Source organism: Tatumella sp. JGM91 (assembly GCF_018257575.1).
GTDB lineage: Bacteria > Pseudomonadota > Gammaproteobacteria > Enterobacterales > Enterobacteriaceae > Tatumella > Tatumella punctata.
The window spans coordinates 182,841-202,536 of sequence record NZ_JAERJP010000001.1; the positions used below are offsets into that span (position 1 = coordinate 182,841).

At 52.5% G+C, this 19,696-nt stretch carries 20 protein-coding genes, 1 pseudogene and 1 riboswitch; of the genes and pseudogenes, 16 read left to right on the plus strand and 5 right to left on the minus strand.

The window, feature by feature from the left end; genetic code table 11:
• Positions 1-77 precede the first annotated feature (77 nt).
• Entirely contained in the window at positions 78-239 is a 162-nt protein-coding gene (locus JK198_RS00940) for an AcrZ family multidrug efflux pump-associated protein (RefSeq protein ID WP_212706769.1), read from the plus strand.
• A gap of 41 nt (positions 240-280) precedes the next feature.
• On the opposite strand, the gene JK198_RS00945 is transcribed toward JK198_RS00940, so the two are convergent.
• Positions 281-1,099 carry a pyridoxal phosphatase gene (locus JK198_RS00945; protein WP_212706768.1) on the minus strand — a complete coding sequence of 273 codons (819 nt, stop codon included), beginning with the start codon at positions 1,097-1,099 and terminating at the stop codon, positions 281-283.
• Positions 1,100-1,258: 159 nt separating this feature from the next.
• On the opposite strand from JK198_RS00945, the gene pgl reads away from it, so the two are divergent.
• Positions 1,259-2,257, plus strand: coding sequence for a 6-phosphogluconolactonase (gene pgl / locus JK198_RS00950; protein WP_212706767.1), 999 nt, complete (start codon positions 1,259-1,261; stop codon positions 2,255-2,257).
• 46 nt (positions 2,258-2,303) lie between these two features.
• Here pgl and JK198_RS00955 read toward each other — a convergent pair whose 3' ends face one another.
• Positions 2,304-2,780, minus strand: a complete 477-nt coding sequence (locus JK198_RS00955; RefSeq protein WP_212706766.1) for a kinase inhibitor — start codon at positions 2,778-2,780, stop codon at positions 2,304-2,306.
• Between the two features lie 73 nt (positions 2,781-2,853).
• Positions 2,854-4,152, minus strand: a complete 1,299-nt coding sequence (bioA, locus tag JK198_RS00960) for an adenosylmethionine--8-amino-7-oxononanoate transaminase (RefSeq protein ID WP_212709900.1) — start codon at positions 4,150-4,152, stop codon at positions 2,854-2,856.
• A gap of 81 nt (positions 4,153-4,233) precedes the next feature.
• Here bioA and bioB point away from each other — a divergent pair, with 81 nt between their 5' ends.
• The 4 genes from bioB to bioD are packed head-to-tail and all read left to right on the plus strand — an operon-like array spanning position 4,234 to position 7,862.
• On the plus strand, positions 4,234-5,268 hold the full coding sequence (bioB, locus tag JK198_RS00965) for a biotin synthase BioB (protein ID WP_212706764.1): 1,035 nt from the start codon (positions 4,234-4,236) through the stop codon (positions 5,266-5,268).
• On the plus strand, positions 5,265-6,416 hold the full coding sequence (gene bioF / locus JK198_RS00970) for an 8-amino-7-oxononanoate synthase (protein WP_212706763.1): 1,152 nt from the start codon (positions 5,265-5,267) through the stop codon (positions 6,414-6,416). Before bioB ends, bioF begins: the two co-directional genes overlap by 4 nt.
• Positions 6,400-7,176: a malonyl-ACP O-methyltransferase BioC gene (bioC, locus tag JK198_RS00975; RefSeq protein ID WP_212706762.1), complete on the plus strand. Its 777-nt coding sequence runs from the start codon at positions 6,400-6,402 to the stop codon at positions 7,174-7,176. Before bioF ends, bioC begins: the two co-directional genes overlap by 17 nt.
• Positions 7,173-7,862: a dethiobiotin synthase gene (gene bioD, locus JK198_RS00980; protein WP_212709901.1), complete on the plus strand. Its 690-nt coding sequence runs from the start codon at positions 7,173-7,175 to the stop codon at positions 7,860-7,862. The genes bioC and bioD overlap by 4 nt, the downstream gene beginning before the upstream one ends.
• Here bioD and JK198_RS00985 read toward each other — a convergent pair.
• Complete coding sequence (locus JK198_RS00985; RefSeq protein WP_212706760.1) at positions 7,849-8,565, minus strand: ATP-binding cassette domain-containing protein; 717 nt, start codon at positions 8,563-8,565, stop codon at positions 7,849-7,851. The two genes, bioD and JK198_RS00985, sit on opposite strands and share 14 nt — an antisense overlap.
• A gap of 838 nt (positions 8,566-9,403) precedes the next feature.
• Here JK198_RS00985 and uvrB point away from each other — a divergent pair.
• Positions 9,404-11,434, plus strand: a complete 2,031-nt coding sequence (gene uvrB, locus JK198_RS00990) for an excinuclease ABC subunit UvrB (RefSeq protein ID WP_212706759.1) — start codon at positions 9,404-9,406, stop codon at positions 11,432-11,434.
• A gap of 19 nt (positions 11,435-11,453) precedes the next feature.
• Here the strand turns inward: uvrB and yvcK are convergent, their stop codons facing one another.
• On the minus strand, positions 11,454-12,356 hold the full coding sequence (gene yvcK / locus JK198_RS00995) for a uridine diphosphate-N-acetylglucosamine-binding protein YvcK (RefSeq protein ID WP_212706758.1): 903 nt from the start codon (positions 12,354-12,356) through the stop codon (positions 11,454-11,456).
• 206 nt (positions 12,357-12,562) lie between these two features.
• A riboswitch (molybdenum cofactor riboswitch) is annotated at positions 12,563-12,700 on the plus strand.
• Between yvcK and moaA the strand changes: the two genes are divergently transcribed.
• From moaA to rhlE, 9 genes and pseudogenes are all read left to right on the plus strand, one after another.
• Entirely contained in the window at positions 12,690-13,676 is a 987-nt protein-coding gene (moaA, locus tag JK198_RS01000) for a GTP 3',8-cyclase MoaA (RefSeq protein ID WP_212709902.1), read from the plus strand. Its footprint overlaps the riboswitch before it by 11 nt.
• A gap of 15 nt (positions 13,677-13,691) precedes the next feature.
• Complete coding sequence (gene moaB, locus JK198_RS01005) at positions 13,692-14,207, plus strand: molybdenum cofactor biosynthesis protein B (protein WP_212709903.1); 516 nt, start codon at positions 13,692-13,694, stop codon at positions 14,205-14,207.
• A 1-nt stretch (position 14,208) separates the two neighbouring features.
• Positions 14,209-14,694, plus strand: a complete 486-nt coding sequence (gene moaC / locus JK198_RS01010; protein ID WP_212706755.1) for a cyclic pyranopterin monophosphate synthase MoaC — start codon at positions 14,209-14,211, stop codon at positions 14,692-14,694.
• On the plus strand, positions 14,687-14,932 hold the full coding sequence (gene moaD, locus JK198_RS01015; protein ID WP_212706754.1) for a molybdopterin synthase sulfur carrier subunit: 246 nt from the start codon (positions 14,687-14,689) through the stop codon (positions 14,930-14,932). The genes moaC and moaD overlap by 8 nt, the downstream gene beginning before the upstream one ends.
• Positions 14,933-14,941: 9 nt before the next feature.
• Positions 14,942-15,403 (plus strand): molybdopterin synthase catalytic subunit MoaE, encoded by a 462-nt coding sequence (gene moaE, locus JK198_RS01020; RefSeq protein WP_212706802.1) that lies wholly within the window; start codon positions 14,942-14,944, stop codon positions 15,401-15,403.
• Positions 15,404-15,501: 98 nt separating this feature from the next.
• Positions 15,502-16,528, plus strand: a pseudogene (locus JK198_RS01025) (DUF1615 domain-containing protein).
• A 70-nt stretch (positions 16,529-16,598) separates the two neighbouring features.
• Entirely contained in the window at positions 16,599-17,309 is a 711-nt protein-coding gene (locus tag JK198_RS01030; RefSeq protein WP_212706753.1) for a Bax inhibitor-1/YccA family protein, read from the plus strand.
• Positions 17,310-17,744: 435 nt separating this feature from the next.
• Positions 17,745-18,137: a YbhQ family protein gene (locus JK198_RS01035; RefSeq protein WP_212706752.1), complete on the plus strand. Its 393-nt coding sequence runs from the start codon at positions 17,745-17,747 to the stop codon at positions 18,135-18,137.
• 228 nt (positions 18,138-18,365) lie between these two features.
• Positions 18,366-19,694, plus strand: a complete 1,329-nt coding sequence (rhlE, locus tag JK198_RS01040) for an ATP-dependent RNA helicase RhlE (RefSeq protein WP_249213221.1) — start codon at positions 18,366-18,368, stop codon at positions 19,692-19,694.
• The last annotated feature ends 2 nt before the right edge of the window (positions 19,695-19,696 follow it).

Sequence of the window (19,696 nt, forward strand, 5' to 3'; positions counted from 1 at the left end):
GTAAAAGCACAAAAAGCAATGGGCTTTACGCAGTACTCCCCGTAAAATATCCTTTTTGTGAACAGACTGAGGTTGATATGCTCGAACTGCTCGAAAGCCTGTTGATGGCCATTATAATGGTACCTTTGGTAATGGCAATTATGCTGGGTTTGATTTACGGACTGGGAGAACTATTCAATCTTATTTCCGGGACCCGGGGTAAGGATGATCAGACATCCGGCCAGAGTACCCATCCGTAACGGCTTCTGTGACCTGCCCGGCGAGGCAGGTCATTTTTTATTCAGAGAACTTTCTGATAAATAGTCTCAGCAATCGATGGCCGGTTATTATCGCCTGTCACCCAGCCTGCACGGTCTTTAATTTGCTGATCGGCATTCCCCATCGCAACCCCCAGTCCGGCGTGTTCCAGCATACTTAAATCGTTGTAATTGTCACCGAAAGCAATGACATCCTGCATAGATAAGTTGCGGGTTGCCAGCCATTCTGCCAGCCGCTTACCTTTACTGTTCCCCTGACGTGAAATATCCACCTGATCTGCCCAGGACCACTCGCAGGTAACCTGTGCTTCATCGGCGATACGTAACGCGAAATCCCGTAACTGAGGGAGATTGTCGTGAGACAGGGCAAATTTCCACAATTTATCTGACCGTCGGGCTGCGCTGGTCAGGTCATCAACCCGGGTGAAGAGCGGACGCTGTGCTGCCGGCAGGCTTTCGCCCCAGGCGCTGGTACGGATAACATGCGGAGTAGGGTGCTGGTATAGCATCGCATCGTCAGCATATAACAGGCCTTTAATACCTTCTTCCTCCAGCCGCTGAATGACCAGTTCAGCCTGGGCGACAGACATCGGGTCATTATCCAGTACACGTTTCTGTTGATAATCATACAGATAGGTACCATTACAACAGATTGCAGGTGCAGTTAACTGCAGAGCCTGATAAAACGGATGGATCGCACTGTGGTGTCGTCCGGTGACAATCACCACTTCGGCCCCCGCCTGGCGGGCTTGTGACAGAGCATCAATCGACTCGGGTAATATCGTTTTTTCAGACGTCAGCAGGGTGCCGTCCAGATCAAGAGCAATAACACGATAACGCATAAGATCTTTTACCTGAAGGTGGAGTGGTGCCTGCAGTCTATCCTGATTCCCTGGCAGCCACCAAAAAACCCCGCATGAATAAATCATTTTTTGCGGCGGTATATTGCGATACAGTGGAGCAAATCCCGAAAAATCACCGATTCCAGGTAAGGAGAATACATGCAACAAGTTGTTTATATCGCCAGTCCCGAAAGTCAGCAAATTCATGTCTGGCAGCTCTCTGAGACCGGGGCGCTGACGTTATTACAGGTGATTGATGTTGATGGACAGGTACAGCCGATGGTCGTCAATCCGCATAAACCGGTGTTGTACGCCGGTGTGCGCCCTGATTTTCGTGTGATTGCATTTTCTATTGCTGCCGATGGCAGCTTAACCCGCGCAGGGGAAGCTGCATTGCCGGGCAGTCCGACACATTTATCGACTGACCATCAGGGGACGGCTCTGTTCAGTGGTTTCTATCATGACGGGCTGGTTACGGTCACACCGCTGGATGCTCAGGGTCTGCCGCAGCCTGTCAGTCAGGTCATTGAAGGGCTGGATGGCTGCCATTCCACCAATCTCAGCAGTGATGATCTGCTGTTTACTCCGGCACTGAAACAGGACCGGGTATGTGCTTTTCGCTGGAACAGTAACGGCACCTTAAGCGAACCGGCCTGTGGTCAGGTGGATACCCGGCCGGGTGCCGGACCACGTCATATGGTGTTTCATCCCGCCGGACAGTATGCCTATCTGGTCAATGAGCTGGACAGTACGGTGAGTGTGTTACAACTGAACACCCACGGTGCTGAGACGATTCAGACACTGGATATGATGGCCGATGATTTTACCGGTACCCGCTGGGCGGCGGATATTCATCTGACTCCGGAAGGGCGTTTCCTGTATGCCTGTGATCGTACCAGCAGCACTATCACAGTCTTCTCGGTCAGTGACAGTGGTGATCATCTGACAGTACGCGATATCTGCCCGACAGAGACACAGCCGCGCGGATTCAATATTGATAAACAGGGGAAATTCCTGATCGCTGCCGGACAGAAGTCTCACCATATCGGGGTCTATACTATCGGTGCACAGGACGGCTTATTGACAGAAACAGGACGTTATGCGGTAGGCCAGGGGCCTATGTGGGTAACAGTCCACCAGCTTAGCCCGCAGAAATAAACGGGCACCGGCAGAGACTCTGTCTGAGGGGCTCTGCCGGCAGCGGTCAGTTAAAAGTGACCGTCAGGCTGGCACTGGCCAGTGAATGGAAGTGCACATTAAAACCAACCATTGCCCCGCTGGCATGACTGTCGACCTCAATCAGATCACTATCCAGAGCATGCACGGTAAACACATAGCGATGTTTCTCACCCTGCGGAGGTGCAGCGCCGCCATAGACAGAAGAACCAAAATCGGTCCGGGTCTGTAACGCTCCGGCAGGTAATGGGGCGATGCCTGAACCTGCGCCCTGTTCTATTTCTGAATTCCCGGCGGGAATATTGACCACCACCCAGTGCCACCAGCCACTGCCGGTCGGTGCATCAGGGTCAAAGCAGGTAATCACAAAACTCCGGGTCGCTGCAGGGGCATCTTCCCAGTATAACTGGGGTGACAGATTCCCGCCCTGATAGCCCATACCATTAAACACATGGCGTTGCGGCATGGTCTGCCCGTCAGTTAAATCCTTACTGAATAAACGCATCTTATCTCTCCGTTCTGTAAAGTAGCCTGCCGGACCAGACTACCATACAGTCATCGGGTCCGGCGCTGTTCTGTCAGTCCGGCATGGCGAATAAATTGTCCTGTCTGACCGCAAGACTGATGGCCGTGGTTAACCGGGATAACTCTTCGGGGCGGATAATATAAGGCGGCATCAGATAAATCAGCCGGCCGAACGGGCGGATCCAGACGCCCTGACTGACAAAAAATTGCTGTATTTCGGCCATCCTGACCGGGTGATGACACTCGATCACCCCGATAGCGCCTAATACCCGCACATCCGCGACCCGGGGGCAGTCTTTGAGGGGCTGAAGCTGCTCAGTTAACAGCTGTTCAATCTCTTTCACCTGCCGTTGCCAGTGTCCTTCTGCCAGTATGCTGAGGCTTTCACAGGCCACCGCACAGGCTAACGGATTCCCCATAAAGGTGGGGCCATGCATAAAACAACCGGCAGGGCTGTTGCTGATTTTTTCCGCAACCGCACTGGTTGCGAGGGTGGCCGACAGGGTCATCGTTCCCCCGGTTAATCCTTTTCCAAGGCACATGATATCCGGGGAAATTTCTGCGTGCTGACAGGCAAATAACCGTCCTGTCCGGCCGAAACCGGTAGCGATTTCATCGGCGATCAGCAGTACGCCAAATTGATCGCATAACTGTCTGACACGCCGCAGATAGTTCGGGTGATAGAAGCGCATACCTCCGGCTCCCTGAACAATGGGCTCGAGGATCACCGCTGCCAGTTGCTGATGATGTGCAGCCAGCATTTGCTGCATTTCGGCAATGTCCTCTTCCTGCCAGGGGTGATCGAAACCGGTGGCCGGGGCGGCGACAAACATATGTTCGGGCAGATAGCCTTTCCATAAAGCATGCATCGAGTTTTCAGGATCGCAGACTGACATCGCTGCAAAAGTGTCCCCGTGATAACCCTGACGGATGGTAAGGAATTTCCGGCGCGGGCGGGTATCGCCGCTGTAATACTGAATGGCCATTTTCATCGCAACTTCAACCGCCACAGATCCTGAATCGGCGAGAAAGACCTTATCTAATCCTTCCGGGCTCATATCCACCAGTTTGCGGCATAAGCTGACTGCTGCAGGGTGGGTAATACCGCCAAACATCACATGTGACATATGGCTGATTTGTCTGACCATTGCCTGGTTAAGCCGCGGGTGGTTATAGCCATGAATAGCAGCCCACCAGGAAGACATGCCCTCTGTCAGTTGTGTTCCGTCAGCCAGAGTCAGGGTACAGCGGTCGGCGGTGACCACCGGATAACAGGGCAAAGGATCGATCATTGAGGTGTAGGGATGCCAGATATGCTGGCGGTCGAACGCAAGGTCGTCGGCAGTTAACATAAACTTGTAAACCAAATTAAAAAGATTTAGTTTACAAGTATACGTATAAAAACTGTCTTTGTTAATTACCCGGAGCATGTCATGTCACAACGCTGGACCCTTTCTCAGGCCGAAGCTTTGTTTGAGAAACCGTTACTGGAACTGCTTTTTGAAGCACAGCAAGTGCATCGCCGTCATTTCGATCCGCAAAAAGTCCAGGTCAGTACCTTATTATCGATTAAAACCGGCGCCTGCCCGGAAGATTGTAAGTATTGTCCGCAAAGTGCCCGTTATAAAACCGGCCTCGAGTCAGAGCGCTTAATGGAAGTTGAAGAAGTTCTGGCTTCAGCACGCAAGGCCCGCCAGGCCGGATCAGGCCGTTTTTGCATGGGCGCGGCATGGAAAAATCCCCATGACAGGGATATGCCTTACCTGGAGAAAATGATTGCCGGTGTTAAAGAAATGGGGATGGAAACCTGTATGACGCTCGGCACCCTGTCAGCGCAACAGGCTGAACGACTGGCCAGTGCCGGACTGGATTTTTATAACCATAATCTCGACACTTCCCCCGAATTTTACGGCAGTATCGTGACAACCCGTACTTATCAGGAACGGCTGGATACTCTTGGTGCGGTCAGGGATGCGGGCATGAAAGTCTGTTCCGGAGGAATTGTCGGTCTGGGCGAAACGGTTACCGATCGTGCCGGACTGCTGGTTCAGCTGGCCAATCTGCCGGTTCCTCCGGAGAGTGTTCCGATCAATATGCTGGTGAAGGTCAAAGGTACGCCACTGGCAGATAACGAAGATGTCTGTCCGTTTGATTTTATCCGGACGATAGCTGTGGCCAGGATAATGATGCCTGCCTCTTACGTCCGTCTGTCCGCCGGGCGTGAACAGATGAATGAACAGACCCAGGCGATGTGTTTTATGGCCGGAGCTAACTCTATTTTCTATGGCTGCAAGCTGCTGACCACACCAAACCCTGAAGAAGATAATGACCTGCGTCTGTTCCGTAAACTGGGGCTTAACCCCGAACAGACTTATACGGAACAGGGCGATCGTGGCCGTGAGCAGCAATTACATCAGGTATTACAGGAGAGTGATACGGCGTTGTTCTATAACGCGGCGGTACAATGAGCTGGCAGCAAAAAATCACCGGAGCACTGCGGTTACAGCGTGAGTCCGGGTTGTGGCGTCAGATGCAGCCGGTTACTCCCGCGGCAAATGCAACACTGTCGGCAGAAGGCCGGCAGTATCACCATTTCTCTTCCAATGATTATCTGGGACTGAGCCGGCACCCGCGGATTATTGATGCCTGGCAGCAGGGGCTTAACCGCTGGGGAGCCGGTGCCGGTGCCTCCGGCCATGTGACGGGCTATACCCCGGCACACCGGGAGCTGGAAGAGGCCCTGGCGCAGCGGCTGGGGTTTTCCCGGGCATTGCTGTTCGGTTCCGGATTCGCGGCCAACCAGGCCTTAGTTTTTGCTCTGGCCGGTAAACAGGATCGGTTGCTGGCCGATAAACTGATGCACGCATCATTACTCGAAGCAGCGGCCCTGAGTCCGGCGACGTTATGCCGTTTTCAGCATAACAGCCCGCAGAGCCTGCAACGGTTACTTTCCCGTACCTGTGACGGCGAAACCCTGATTATTACCGAAGGGGTGTTCAGTATGGACGGTGACCGTGCGCCATTGAGGGAGCTCCGTCAGCAGGCAGATGCCTCAGGCAGCTGGCTGGTGGTCGATGATGCGCACGGTATCGGGGTCTGCGGGCCACAGGGCAGGGGCAGTTGCCAGCAACAGGGGATTACGCCTGATATTCTGGTGGTCACCTTCGGTAAGGCATTCGGTGTTGCCGGAGCCGCCATACTCTGCTCTGCAGACGTGGCCGACTATTTGTGTCAGTCGGCAAAACACCTGATTTACAGCACGGCGATGCCTCCGGCACAGGCGGTGGCTATTCATGCGTCATTACACCTGATCGACGTTGCTGATCAACGCAGAGAAAAATTACAGCACAACATCCGTTTATTCCGTCAACAGATGACAGGTCTGCGCTGGTCACTGCTCCCCTCAGAGACAGCGATCCAGCCATTGATGATCGGAGAAAATCAGTCAGCCGTCGATCTGGCCGCAGCACTGCGTCAGCGTGGGTTTTGGATCAATGCGATCCGTCCGCCAACGGTACCTGCCGGCGCAGCAAGGCTGCGTATCACCCTTTCGGCAGCCCATGATCCGCAGCAGATTGAACAACTGGCGGAGCACTTATATGCATTGCAATCCTGAACAGACCGCAGGGCCGGGTGTTGATAAATCAGCAATAGGTAAAGCTTTTGGCCGTGCGGCAGCAACTTATGATGATTATGCAGCGCTGCAGCGTATTACCGGTGACCGTTTACGGGAAATAGCCGGCATGCCGGCAGCAGGCGACTTACTGGATGCGGGCTGCGGCAGTGGCTGGTATAGCCGTTGTTTCAGCGCCGCGGGGTATCGGGTCACGGCACTGGATATTTCGACAGAGATGCTTCGTTATGCCCGTCAGCAACAGAGTGCCGCAGATTATCTACAGGCTGATCTGGACGCGTTACCTTTTCGCGCCGGTAGCTTTGATGTTATCTGGAGCAATCTGGCCCTGCAATGGAGCAACCAGCTGCGGCAGGCAGTATATCAGCTGCGTTCTGCTCTGAGACCGGCAGGTCAGCTGCGATTTTCCACAGTTGCGGCAGGGTCATTACCGGAAGTGGATCAGGCGTGGCAGTCCGTAGACGGTACTGCACATACTAACTCGTTCCTCACTGTGCAGCAGATTACGCAGGCCGTCTGCGGGTATGGTATCAGGCTGATCCATGAGCCCGTAACCCTGCACTTTCCGTCTGCTCGTGCGGCGCTCTGGTCACTGAAAGGGGTGGGGGCCGGTCATCTGCACCAGCGGACGAAGAGTCTGCCCCTTACCCGTCAGCGGCTGGCGCTGCTTGATGCGGGCTGGCCTAAAGAGACAGAAGGCTACCGATTAAGTTATCAGATAGTGTATGGAGTGACAGAATGAATCATCGCTGGTTTATCACCGGAACAGATACAGAAGCCGGAAAAACGGTGGCGACAACCGCATTGTTGCAGGCGGCGGCAACGCAGGGCTGGCGCGCGGCGGGTTATAAGCCAGTAGCCTCCGGCTCGGAAATGACACCGCAGGGATTACGTAACAGCGATGGGCTGTTACTGCAACAAAACAGTTTACCTGGTCTGGATTATCATGAAGTTAATCCGCTGGTCTTTGCTGAGGCCACATCGCCGCATATTGTCAGTGCGGCACAACGACAGCCGATTAGCGCGCAGGCGATGTCAGCAGGGCTGCGTCATCTGGAAACGAAAGCCGACTGGATTGGCGTAGAAGGGGCTGGCGGATGGTTTACACCACTGGCAGACGATTTTTTGTTTTCTGACTGGGTGGTTGCAGAACAATTGCCGGTAGTGCTGGTGGTAGGAATGAAACTGGGCTGTATTAATCATGCGCTTCTGAGTGCTGCCGCAATCCGGGCTGCCGGCCTGACGCTTTCCGGCTGGATAGCTAACTGTGTACAGCCACCTCAGGAGCGTCATCAGCCATATATGGAAACCCTGATTCAGCGACTGCCGGCACCACTGCTCGGCGAAATCCCGCAACTGACCAGCAGACAGCAACTGTCCTGCTGCGGACAATATGTTGATTTACCCGCTGCCGTCAGTTCACGCTGAGCCATTTATTGATCATGCCTTCATCCAGCTGAGTAACACGGCCGTTAGCGACGCTGCGGCCGCAATGCAGCAGTAGAAAATAGTCGGCCACACTGCGGATAAAGGAAACCCGCTGTTCCAGCAACAGGATGGTCATCCCGAACTCATGATTCAGGCAGCGTAGCAGGTTACCCATATCTTCTTCCAGCCAGCAGGACATGCCTCCGGTCGGTTCATCCAGAATCAGTAATTTGGGTTCCAGTACCAGCGCCCGGGCCAGTGCCAGTTGTTGCTGCTGATCGATAGTTAAATCACCACTGCGCTGATGACGCAGGTCATACAGATGCGGGAAAAGATCAAAGATTATTTGCGGGATTGCGTAAGGCGGGCTGCTTTTTGCGGCCTTTAAGGCGATCATCAGGTTATCTTCAACACTCATCTGAGAAAAGATATGCCGCCCCTGGGGAACGTAACCGATCCCCATACCTGCCCGTTGTTCTGACGGTTGTTGCTGAAGGTCGCGTGGCGGAGCATTACGTTCCTGCCAGGTAATGGTACCGCTATTGATCGGCAAATATCCCATAATACAATTGACCAGCGTCGTTTTTCCCATCCCCGGCTGGCCCAGCACAGCAGTGCATGAGCCGGGCATCAGGTCCATGTCGACATCCCGGAGAATATGATTCGGACCATAAAACTGATTGATTGCACGTAAACTCAGCATCTGTTGCACTCCTCTGTATAGGTTACGCCTGGCGGCCCGCAGACTGCCCGGCGACGCTTATGCCGTCTCTCCCCGGACGACAGCACCCTCTGAATAAAGCAATTATCAGGCCACAATGATGTAGCCTGAGAAAAACCGGTTATATCGGGTCTGTCAGGGCCAGTTATGCACAGCCAGTGGCTATCGGCAGGCGCTGTTGCACTTTACCGGTGCCGGGCGGAATGCTTTAGGGTGCATCCTGACCGCTAAAAAGGCAGAAAATCTGAGGAGAGGTACTTGACCGTAGTGAAAAATAACGTAAAGCCGTGCTGCGGCAATGATTTGAAAACTGACATAAGGGGTAAAAAAAGCCAAAAAAAATTTTTTTTAATCTGGCTGAAAAGGGATTAATAATTTATACACAGCCGATGCTATCAGGGCTAAAAACAGTTATCCACTATTCCTGTGGATAACTATGTGCATTAGCATCTTAAAACAGGGCTGAAGCAAGGAAATATGCGGTCTGGCAACAGACTGGCTGTAAATCGGACTTTTGATATTAACTGTATATATTCAATTAGTTAATTAAAAGCAAGCCTGCGGACAGTCAGACGGCCGATTATGGCAGTGGTTTATTACATTAACTTGACAAACGATAAAGTCGGCAGGCAGTCGGTGGATAACACTGGCCACGGAGACAATCGCGCGGAGAAATAAAAATTATTTCTCGTTAAAATTCCTTAAGTCACATTGTGATATGTATCCGTACTGGCTGTATACCCAGTATGACACTGGCAAATTTTCGTTCAGTGGTTAGAATAGATCCCCCGCCAGAACAGATGCGACAGGTGACCCTACGATGAGCAAAGTTTTCACACTCCATTCGGAATTCAAACCGTCAGGTGATCAGCCTGAGGCCATCCGCCGTCTGGAGGAAGGGCTGGAAGACGGATTAGCACACCAGACATTGCTCGGGGTGACCGGCTCCGGAAAAACCTTTACGGTGGCTAATGTGATTGCTGACCTGAACCGGCCAACGATGGTACTGGCCCCCAATAAAACCCTGGCGGCCCAGTTATACGGTGAGATGAAAGCCTTTTTCCCTGATAATGCTGTCGAATACTTTGTGTCTTACTATGATTATTACCAGCCCGAAGCCTATGTGCCGAGCTCGGATACCTTTATCGAGAAAGATGCCTCGGTCAACGAGCATATTGAGCAAATGCGTCTGTCGGCAACCAAAGCTTTACTGGAACGCCGCGATGTCATTGTGGTCGCTTCCGTTTCGGCGATCTATGGTCTGGGTGATCCGGATTTATATCTGAAAATGATGCTGCACCTTAGCCGGGGAATGATCATTGACCAGCGCAGTATTCTGCGCCGACTGGCTGAGCTGCAATATACCCGTAATGACCAGGCTTTTCAGCGCGGAACATTCCGCGTGCGTGGCGAGGTGATTGATATTTTCCCTGCCGAATCTGATGAAATTGCTCTGCGGGTCGAACTGTTTGATGATGAAGTCGAACGACTGTCGATCTTTGATCCTTTAACCGGTCAGGTGGCACAGACGGTTCCCCGCTATACGGTTTACCCTAAAACTCACTATGTCACGCCACGTGAACGTATTGTGCAGTCGATGGAAGAGATAAAACTGGAACTGGCCGATCGCCGCCGTGTATTGCTGGAAAATAATAAATTACTCGAAGAACAAAGGATTACGCAGCGTACTCAGTTCGATTTAGAAATGATGAATGAGCTGGGTTACTGCTCGGGTATCGAAAACTATTCACGTTATCTCTCGGGCCGCGGGCCGGGAGAGCCACCGCCAACCCTGTTCGATTATCTGCCCGCCGACGGCCTGCTGGTGGTCGATGAATCACACGTCACTATTCCGCAAATAGGCGGAATGTACCGGGGGGATCGGGCGCGTAAAGAAAACCTGGTCGAGTATGGTTTCCGTTTACCTTCGGCGCTGGATAACCGCCCGCTGAAATTTGAAGAATTTGAAGCTCTGGCACCCCAGACGATTTATGTTTCTGCGACCCCGGGGGCATATGAACTGGACAAATCCGGCGATGAAGTGATTGACCAGGTCGTCCGGCCAACGGGGCTGCTGGATCCGCTGATTGAAGTGCGTCCGGTGGCGACACAGGTAGATGATTTATTATCTGAAATTCGTCAGCGGGTCGAAATTAATGAGCGGGTACTGGTGACCACTCTGACCAAACGGATGGCGGAAGATCTGACCGAATATCTTGAGGAGCATGGTGAGCGGGTACGTTATCTGCATTCCGACATTGATACGGTCGAGAGGATGGAGATTATCCGCGATTTACGGTTAGGCGAATTTGACGTACTGGTGGGCATAAACCTGTTACGGGAAGGGCTGGATATGCCGGAAGTTTCGCTGGTGGCTATTCTGGATGCAGATAAAGAAGGTTTCCTGCGTTCTGAACGTTCTCTGATTCAGACGATTGGCCGTGCGGCTCGTAATATCAGTGGTAAGGCTATTCTGTACGGCGATCGTATTACGCCTTCCATGGCACGTGCTATTGAAGAAACTGAGCGCCGCAGGGAGAAACAACAAGCCTGGAACCAGCAACACGGGATTGTACCGACCCGGTTAAATAAGAAAGTGACTGACATCCTTGAACTGGGGCAGGGAATTGGCCGTACGAAAGGGAAGTCTCAGGACAAAAATCAGACCAGGCAACGGGCCGCAGAAGCGGCTGGCCAGTATGCAGCATTAACCCCGCAGGCAATGCAGAAAAAAATTGCCGAATTGGAGGCCAGAATGCAGAAGCATGCCATGGATCTTGAGTTTGAAGAAGCTGCGCGGCTACGTGATGAATTACATGAGGTCCGGGCACTGTTTATCGCCGCCTCCTGAGTATCCGTGGGGCGGCGGACTATCCCAGACTCTGTACGGCCTTTTCCAGGGCAATATGCAGCAAATGCCGGTCATGACGGTATCTGATATCACCGGCTTCAAGGGGATGCTGAATAATTCTGCGCCCCCCCAGCTGGCTGATATCAGCGGCAGGACTGACAATAACGGCATCAATCACCCTGCGGCCAATCACCTGCTCCATTTTCTGTAGTTTATCGCTGACCGTCAGAGAACCCGCAGGACTGTGTTCTTTCCCCAGATTACCAATAAAAATCATTTTGGCCGGGGTACGTCGCAGGGCGGTCGCCATCTGTTCCATCAGCAGTACCGGCATCAGGCTGGTATAAAAACTGCCGGGGCCGATTAAGATCAAATCAGCTTCAGCGATAGCCTCTGTCGCTTCACGTGTCGCGGTTACCTGCGGAAAGAGCGTCAGGGAACAGGGCAGTTCATCCATTGCATCAATGGCAGTTTCACCATATACAGCATTTCCCCGACTATCGGTAGCGACCAGGTCAACCGGTTGCTCTGACATCGGGATCAGAAAAGCATCCACTTTCAGGACATTACGGATAAGATTAATCGCCTCCAGCGGTCTGACACTCAGATTATCCAGCGCTTTCAGCATCAGGTTCCCCAGATTATGTCCGGCCAGTTCACCGTTACCACTAAAGCGGTATTCGAACATGGCAGAGGCGATGCCGGGTTCAGTAATTAACTGATTCAGACAATTGCGCATATCACCCCAGGCAATTCCGCCTTCCGAGCGACGGATCCTGCCGGTGGAACCCCCGTTATCCGTGGTGGTGACAATTCCGGTTAGCCGTGACCCGAGAGAGGAGAGGGATGACATCACGCGGCCTAAACCATGCCCCCCGCCAATGGCCACAACGCGATCTAAATCTGCCAGCGTGCGATTCATAATTATCCTTTGGTTAGCTGTTAGCCCGGGGTGACAAATATCTGCCAAACAACCAGCAGAGAAACAGTTATTCTCTCTTAATAAAAGCCTGTTTAACAGAGGATTAATCTGTAGCGGTAAATGAACATTAACCGCCACAGCGGAGGCCAATAGCGTGACTTATGGAGAGGTTTCGCGCTAAAATTCGTTCGGGCGATTATCTGTACTGATAATCTACACTCTAAGCCCGTATCACCTACGTTATCACGGGTAATAAGGTGTCCGGGCCGCAGTTATTACTGCCAGGGTGCGGGAAGAAATGACCGCATCTCCCGACTTCGGAAAGGTGTTTCTGTGTCTCAGTTGATTGATACGTTTGATCGGCGGTTTTACTATCTGCGTCTGTCAGTGACGGATGTGTGTAATTTTCGCTGCACATACTGCCTGCCGGATGGTTACCGTCCACACAGTGTCCGCAATAAAGGCTTTTTATCCACGGATGAAATCCGCCGGGTGACCCGCGCCTTTGCCGCAGCCGGCACCGAAAAAATTCGGCTTACGGGCGGCGAGCCTTCCTTACGGCGTGACTTCACGGATATTATTGCCGCCGTCAGAGAAAACCCGCACCTGCGTAAGATTGCCACCACAACTAATGGCTACCGTCTGCAACGTGATATCCGCCATTGGCGTGATGCGGGCCTGACCGCCGTCAATGTCAGTATTGACAGCCTTGATGCCCGCCAGTTTTATGCCATTACCGGCCAGGATAAATTTCGCCAGGTCATGGCGGGGATTGATGCGGCTTTTGAGGCCGGGTTTGAGATGGTTAAGGTCAATACAGTATTAATGCGGGACGTTAACAGCCAGCATTTGCAGACATTTCTTGACTGGATCCGTGACCGCCCTGTGCAGTTACGCTTTATCGAATTGATGGAAACCGGTGACGGCAGTGACCTGTTCAGGAAACATCACATTTCGGGTCAGGTCATTCGCCAGCAATTAATTGAACGTGGCTGGCAACTGCAGCAAAGAGCAAAAGATGATGGCCCGGCGCAGGTATTTTCACACCCGGATTACCAGGGAGGGGTCGGTTTGATTATGCCCTATGAAAAAGATTTTTGCCTGAGCTGTAACCGGCTGCGGGTGTCGGCGACAGGTAACCTGCACTTATGTCTGTTTGGTGAAAACGGGATACCACTGCGGGATTTACTGGTCAGTGACCAGCAACAGGATGAGCTGCTGGCACGGATTACACAAAGCCTCGGGCAGAAGAAGCAAACCCACTTTCTGCAACAGGGAAATACCGGCCATACCCAAAACCTTTCGTTTATTGGCGGATAGTCAGGAGAGACCAGCATGAGCAAATCCCCGCGGGAATTTATTCCGCTTAGCGTGGCACTGCTTACAGTGTCAGACAACAGAGATCAACACAGCGATAGCTCCGGTGATTACTTTCGTGAAGCGGTTACCGCAGCCGGCCACCGGGTCACGGAACAGGTGATCTGTCAGGATAACTGCTATCACCTCCGGGCTGTGGTTTCACGCTGGATTGCCGGTGAACAGGTGCAGGTGGTCATTGTTAATGGAGGTACCGGTTTCCATGCTAAAAACAGCACCCCGCAGGCATTACTGCCCCTGTTTGACCGGACTATTGATGGATTCGGCGAATTGTTCCGGATGATCTCCTATGAAGACATTGGTTCAGCGACCCTGCAATCGCGCGCAGTGGCGGGTATGGCCAACCGGACGCTGATTTTTGCTGTGCCCGGCTCAACGGCAGCCTGCCGTCAGGCGTGGGAGCGTATTATCGCGTCACAAATTGATGCCACTACGGCGCCCTGTAATTTTGTCTCACAATTGAAGAACCAGTGATATGTCGCGACTCACACATATAAACAGTGCCGGAGAGGCACATATGGTCGATGTTTCTGCCAAGCAGGAGACCGTCCGGGAAGCCCGTGCTGAGGTATTTGTCAGTATAAATCAGCAGACATTACAAATGATTGCTGATGGCAGTCACCACAAAGGGGATGTATTCGCAACTGCGCGGATTGCAGGTATTCAGGCGGCCAAACGCACCTGGGAGCTTATCCCCCTTTGTCATCCGCTAATGCTGAGTAAAGTTGAAGTTTCACTGACCCTGTGCGAGCAGCATCAGCAGGTACATATTGAAACACTGTGCCGGCTGACGGGAAAAACAGGTGTGGAAATGGAAGCGCTGACTGCCGCCTCGGTGGCCGCACTGACCATCTATGATATGTGCAAGGCAGTGCAGAAAGACATTGTTATTGACAGGCTGAGGCTGGTCAGTAAATCCGGCGGTAAGTCGGGTAATTTCAGGGCGGATAATCATGATTAACGTATTGTTATTTGCCCGGGTCCGGGAACTGGCAGGCACTGACGGCGTGACTGTCGCTGCTGAATACTCAGATGCTGAGTCACTGCGTCTGGCTCTGAGCCTTAAGGACAGCCGCTGGGCCATGGCGCTGGAGCAGGGGAAGCTGCTGGTGGCCGTTAATCAGACCCTGGTGCCGTTCAGCCACCCGTTACAGGATGGCGACGAAGTTGCTTTCTTTCCGCCGGTCACCGGAGGTTAACGGACCATGATTCATACACACATCAGGGTGGGCGAAGCACCATTTTCTCTGGCAGAAGCCCATGAATGGCTGTCTGGTGATGATCAGGACGGCGCAGTGGTCACTTTTACCGGTAAAGTGCGTAACCATAACTCAGGGGACAGCGTCGCAACACTGACGCTGGAGCATTATCCGTCGATGACCGAAAAAGTGCTGGCGACGATCGCGGAGCAAGCCCGCGAACGCTGGTCATTACAGCGCATTGTGATTATTCATCGTGTTGGTAGTCTGGCCCCGGGGCAGCATATTGTGCTGGTCGGTGTCAGCTCGGCACACCGCAGCAGTGCTTTTGCTGCGGCGGAATACATTATGGATCTTCTGAAAACTACAGCGCCGTTCTGGAAGCGGGAAACCACACCACAGGGAGAGCGCTGGCTGGAGGCAAAACAGAGTGATCACCAGGCGGCAGGGCGCTGGTCAGACTCGTGCTGACAGTGAATCACACTGCCCGTGATCAGCGGCAGTGCTATATTAACGCTTTCTCTGACGTTATCCGCGGATGCTCTCGCAGAGGACTGTTAGTTCTGCTGATGTTACTGGCTGGCTGCAGCCAGCCACTGACGAAGGTGACGCCACAACAAGCGGCGGCACAGCAGGCAGATATCCGGCGATTACTGCCGGCATCAGTCAGCGATAAACAAGGCTGGTCAGAGGATATTTATCAGGCCCTCCGCCATCAGTCACTGCCTGTCTCACGACAAAATATCTGTGCTGTAATAGGGATAACCGGCCAGGAGTCGGGATTTAATGCAGATGCCCCGGTAGCAGACCTGCCCGGGATCGCCCTTAACGAAATTTATCGCCGCGCGGGGGCGTTATATATTCCCCGGTTTGTTGTGGATACCGCGTTAAAAATTCCGTCATCGGATGGCCGCAGTTATGCAGCACGCCTGAGTACGGTGCGCAGCGAAAAACAACTCAGTGCTATTTTTGATGATCTGGCAGACAGAGTGCCACTGGGACAACGGTTATTCGGGCATTTTAATCCGGTGCATACGGGGGGGCCTATGCAGGTCAGTATCGCTTTTGCTGAAGCGCATAACGACGGTTATCCGTGGCCGACAGAGCATTCCGTACGACAGGAAGTGTTCACCCGGCGTGGCGGAGTGTACTTCGGTACCCTGCATTTACTGGGTTACCCGGCCAGTTATCCGGCGATGATTTACCGGTTTGCTGATTTTAATGCAGGCTGGTATGCCAGCTGTAATGCAGCTTAGCGGACGTAAGCTGGCCACAGACGGTGACCTGATTCGCTATAACAGTGATGCTGCCGGGGCAACAGAGCAGGCAGTGCTCAGTTTGCAGTCACGACTGGGGATCAGTGCCGGAGATATCCGCCGGCAGTTAGCCCTTAGTAAAACAGAAGCATTTGAGCAGAGTCAGGTCTGGAAGCAGGTCTTCCTGCTGGCGGATAAGCAGCATGGTTCAGCTTTGCCCCGGCAACGGTTGCCGGGTATTGCATTACACAGCCCGAAGATCACCCGTAATCTGACCACCGCATGGTTTGCCGAACGGGTGAACACCCGTTATCAGCAATGTCTGGCGCGGCAAAAATAGCTGACTGGCACAGGACTACCAATGTGTGCCACACTTACTCTATACGTTTAACCGTTTCAGGAGGCGGAGCATGGAGCGATACCAAAGGCAGGACCACTCAGCATTACAACGGGCGGGTTCCGGTTTACAAACCTACATGGCGCAGGTTTATGGCTGGATGACCTGTGGATTATTACTGACGGCATTTATCAGCTGGTTTGCGGCCAGAACCCCGCGGGTTATGGAATTTGTCTTTTCCAGCCAGTTAACTTTTTTTGGTCTGATTATTGTCCAGCTGGCAGTCGTGTTTGTACTGTCCGGGATGGTACATAAAATGAGCAGCGCGCTGGCGACTTCATTGTTTATGCTGTATTCGGCGCTGACCGGACTGACAATGGCCAGTATTTTTCTGGTTTATACCTATTCATCTATCGCCAGTACATTCTTTGTGACTGCCGGGATGTTCGGGGCAATGACGTTGTATGGCTATACCACTAAACGTGATTTAAGTCGTCTTGGCAGCCTGATGTTTATGGCGTTGATCGGTATTCTGATAGCGTCTCTGGTTAACTTCTGGCTGAAAAGTCCGGCGCTGATGTGGGCAATCACCTATATCGGTGTGGTGGTATTCGTCGGGCTGACGGCGTATGACACCCAGAAGCTAAAAAATATCGGTGAAACTATTGATATCAATGATAAAGAAAACCTGCGCCGTTACAGTATCGTCGGTGCACTGACCCTGTATCTTGATTTTATTAACCTGTTCCTGATGCTGTTGCGTATTTTCGGTAACCGCCGTTAATCATCTCACCCGCGATCAATACACAGAGGCCGATCCGGCCTCTGTTTTTTTGTCATATGCGTCCCTGTATCCTGCTGCCCGACCCCGCGTATTAACCTTTTGCTACAGTCCGTTATCAGTCCCGCTGATGGACCGAATTTACTGTCAGACGGCAATAATTATATTCTGCATTATCTCACTAAAATCGGGCGTCTGAGGCGCATAACTGACTGCTGACAGGCTGCCTGAATTGCAAAAAATGAAATAAAAGTGATTTTTATGGCATAATACCGGCGCTGAGTTACCTGACCCAAACAAGAAACTGCTGTTCTGATCACAATTGGACATCAGGAAATGAAAAATAACAGGTGCTTTTTTTTAAACTGGATTAGTCTGATTAATCCTGCCGCTATGTCGGTTTGTATGGGCGACATCACAGTCTGCCAGGAGAAAAAAATGAAATGGTCTAACCGTGTTCAGATTATAACCGGACAAACCTGCTTCCATATTGCGATGCATCTGAGTGTTATTGCCTTGCTGGTCTGGGGCTGGAAACATCAGTTATTAGTGTCCGTCAGCGGCAGCCTGGTCGCAGCCTATGTGGTATTACTCGCGGCGATGATTATCACTCAGAGAGTGACACGTCTGCGGGTGGTTGGTGATTATCTTGAGGAAGCCAGCACGACTTACTATTTTGGTGCGGCAATGCTGTCACTGTTCCTGCTTTCCCGTGTTATTTCTAACCCGTTACTGGTCGGTGCACTGGGGGTGGTGATGCTGATCGGCCCGGCATTGATTTCCCTGCTGGCAAAAGAACCGGTACGCCGGGTTGAAAAAAAAAGTAGTTAGTCTTACACGTCATTGTTATCAGGGTCAGTAATGCGTTAAGCATATGATCCGTGACAAATCAGCCACTATTGATAAGCCGGGGCACTCGCACAGAGCTATTAACTCTGTTAAACTGTCGCCATCATGCATCGTAGTTTTTGCCCCTGACTTATCTCTGAGTCACATGACATAACCCCCTGAAAACTGCACCGTTGTCTTACGGTCAGGGCGTCCCGGAGTAAATTTTCCATGTCTTTTGAATCTCTCGGTCTTAGTGCCGATATTTTGCGTGCTGTCAGCGAACAAGGCTACAGCGAACCTACCCCTATTCAGAAACAGGCAATCCCTGTGGTACTGGCGGGTGGTGACCTGCTGGCCAGCGCCCAGACCGGTACCGGTAAGACCGCCGGATTTACCTTGCCGTTACTTCAGCGTTTATCTGCCAGTCAGCCGGCGGTGATTAAAGGCCGTCGTCCTGTCCGTGCACTGATCCTGACACCGACCCGTGAGCTGGCGGCCCAGGTCGGGGAAAATGTCCGTGAGTACAGCCGTTACCTTAACCTGCGTTCGCTGGTGGTATTTGGTGGTGTCAGTATCAACCCGCAAATGATGAAACTGCGGGGCGGAGTTGATGTTCTGGTGGCAACCCCTGGCCGTTTACTGGATCTGGCGCACCAGAATGCTGTTGACCTTTCGTCAGTAGAAATTCTGGTCCTGGATGAAGCTGACCGTATGCTGGATATGGGCTTTATTCATGATATCCGTAAGGTGCTGGCGAAATTACCGGCGCGTCGTCAGAATTTATTATTCTCTGCCACTTTCTCTGATGAGATTAAAGCACTGGCCGAAAAGCTGCTCGATCGTCCGTCACTGATCGAAGTGGTTCGCCGGAATACGGCTTCAGAGCAGGTCAGTCAGCAAGTGCATTTTGTCGACAAAAAGCGGAAGCGGGAACTGCTGTCTTACCTGATTGGTCGTGATAACTGGCAACAGGTGCTGGTTTTCACCCGCACCAAACACGGTGCTAACCACCTGGCAGAACAGCTGAATAAAGACGGTATTACTGCTGCGGCAATCCACGGAAACAAAAGCCAGGGCGCACGTACCCGTGCTCTGGCAGATTTTAAAACCGGAGATATTCGTGTACTGGTTGCGACCGACATTGCGGCCCGTGGTATTGATATCGAAGAACTGCCACACGTGGTTAACTACGAGTTACCGAATGTCGCGGAAGATTATGTTCACCGTATCGGCCGTACCGGCCGAGCGGCATCAACCGGTGCGGCATTATCACTGGTCTGTGTCGATGAGCATAAACTGCTGCGCGATATTGAACGGTTGCTGAAACGTGAAATTCCTCGTCTGGCTATTCCGGGCTATGAGCCGGATCCGTCGATTAAAGCTGAGCCAATCCAGAATGGCCGGCAGGGCGGTCGTGGTGACCGTCGTCAGGGCGGCCAGGGTGCCGGCCGTGGTCAGGGGGCCCGCTCGCCCCGTACCGGTAATGGCAATAGTAACGGTAACGGTAATCCACGCCCGCGCCGCTCCTCCGGACCGAAGAAAACAGAGCGAACCTGAGA

Coding starts and splice junctions, on each gene's coding strand:
- JK198_RS00940 (WP_212706769.1), top strand. CDS start 78: ATGCTCGAACTGCTCGAAAGCCTGTTGATGGCCATTATAATGGTACCT.
- JK198_RS00945 (WP_212706768.1), bottom strand. CDS start 1,099: ATGCGTTATCGTGTTATTGCTCTTGATCTGGACGGCACCCTGCTGACG.
- pgl (WP_212706767.1), top strand. CDS start 1,259: ATGCAACAAGTTGTTTATATCGCCAGTCCCGAAAGTCAGCAAATTCAT.
- JK198_RS00955 (WP_212706766.1), bottom strand. CDS start 2,780: ATGCGTTTATTCAGTAAGGATTTAACTGACGGGCAGACCATGCCGCAA.
- bioA (WP_212709900.1), bottom strand. CDS start 4,152: ATGTTAACTGCCGACGACCTTGCGTTCGACCGCCAGCATATCTGGCAT.
- bioB (WP_212706764.1), top strand. CDS start 4,234: ATGTCACAACGCTGGACCCTTTCTCAGGCCGAAGCTTTGTTTGAGAAA.
- bioF (WP_212706763.1), top strand. CDS start 5,265: ATGAGCTGGCAGCAAAAAATCACCGGAGCACTGCGGTTACAGCGTGAG.
- bioC (WP_212706762.1), top strand. CDS start 6,400: ATGCATTGCAATCCTGAACAGACCGCAGGGCCGGGTGTTGATAAATCA.
- bioD (WP_212709901.1), top strand. CDS start 7,173: ATGAATCATCGCTGGTTTATCACCGGAACAGATACAGAAGCCGGAAAA.
- JK198_RS00985 (WP_212706760.1), bottom strand. CDS start 8,565: ATGCTGAGTTTACGTGCAATCAATCAGTTTTATGGTCCGAATCATATT.
- uvrB (WP_212706759.1), top strand. CDS start 9,404: ATGAGCAAAGTTTTCACACTCCATTCGGAATTCAAACCGTCAGGTGAT.
- yvcK (WP_212706758.1), bottom strand. CDS start 12,356: ATGAATCGCACGCTGGCAGATTTAGATCGCGTTGTGGCCATTGGCGGG.
- moaB (WP_212709903.1), top strand. CDS start 13,692: ATGAGCAAATCCCCGCGGGAATTTATTCCGCTTAGCGTGGCACTGCTT.
- moaC (WP_212706755.1), top strand. CDS start 14,209: ATGTCGCGACTCACACATATAAACAGTGCCGGAGAGGCACATATGGTC.
- moaD (WP_212706754.1), top strand. CDS start 14,687: ATGATTAACGTATTGTTATTTGCCCGGGTCCGGGAACTGGCAGGCACT.
- JK198_RS01030 (WP_212706753.1), top strand. CDS start 16,599: ATGGAGCGATACCAAAGGCAGGACCACTCAGCATTACAACGGGCGGGT.
- JK198_RS01035 (WP_212706752.1), top strand. CDS start 17,745: ATGAAATGGTCTAACCGTGTTCAGATTATAACCGGACAAACCTGCTTC.
- rhlE (WP_249213221.1), top strand. CDS start 18,366: ATGTCTTTTGAATCTCTCGGTCTTAGTGCCGATATTTTGCGTGCTGTC.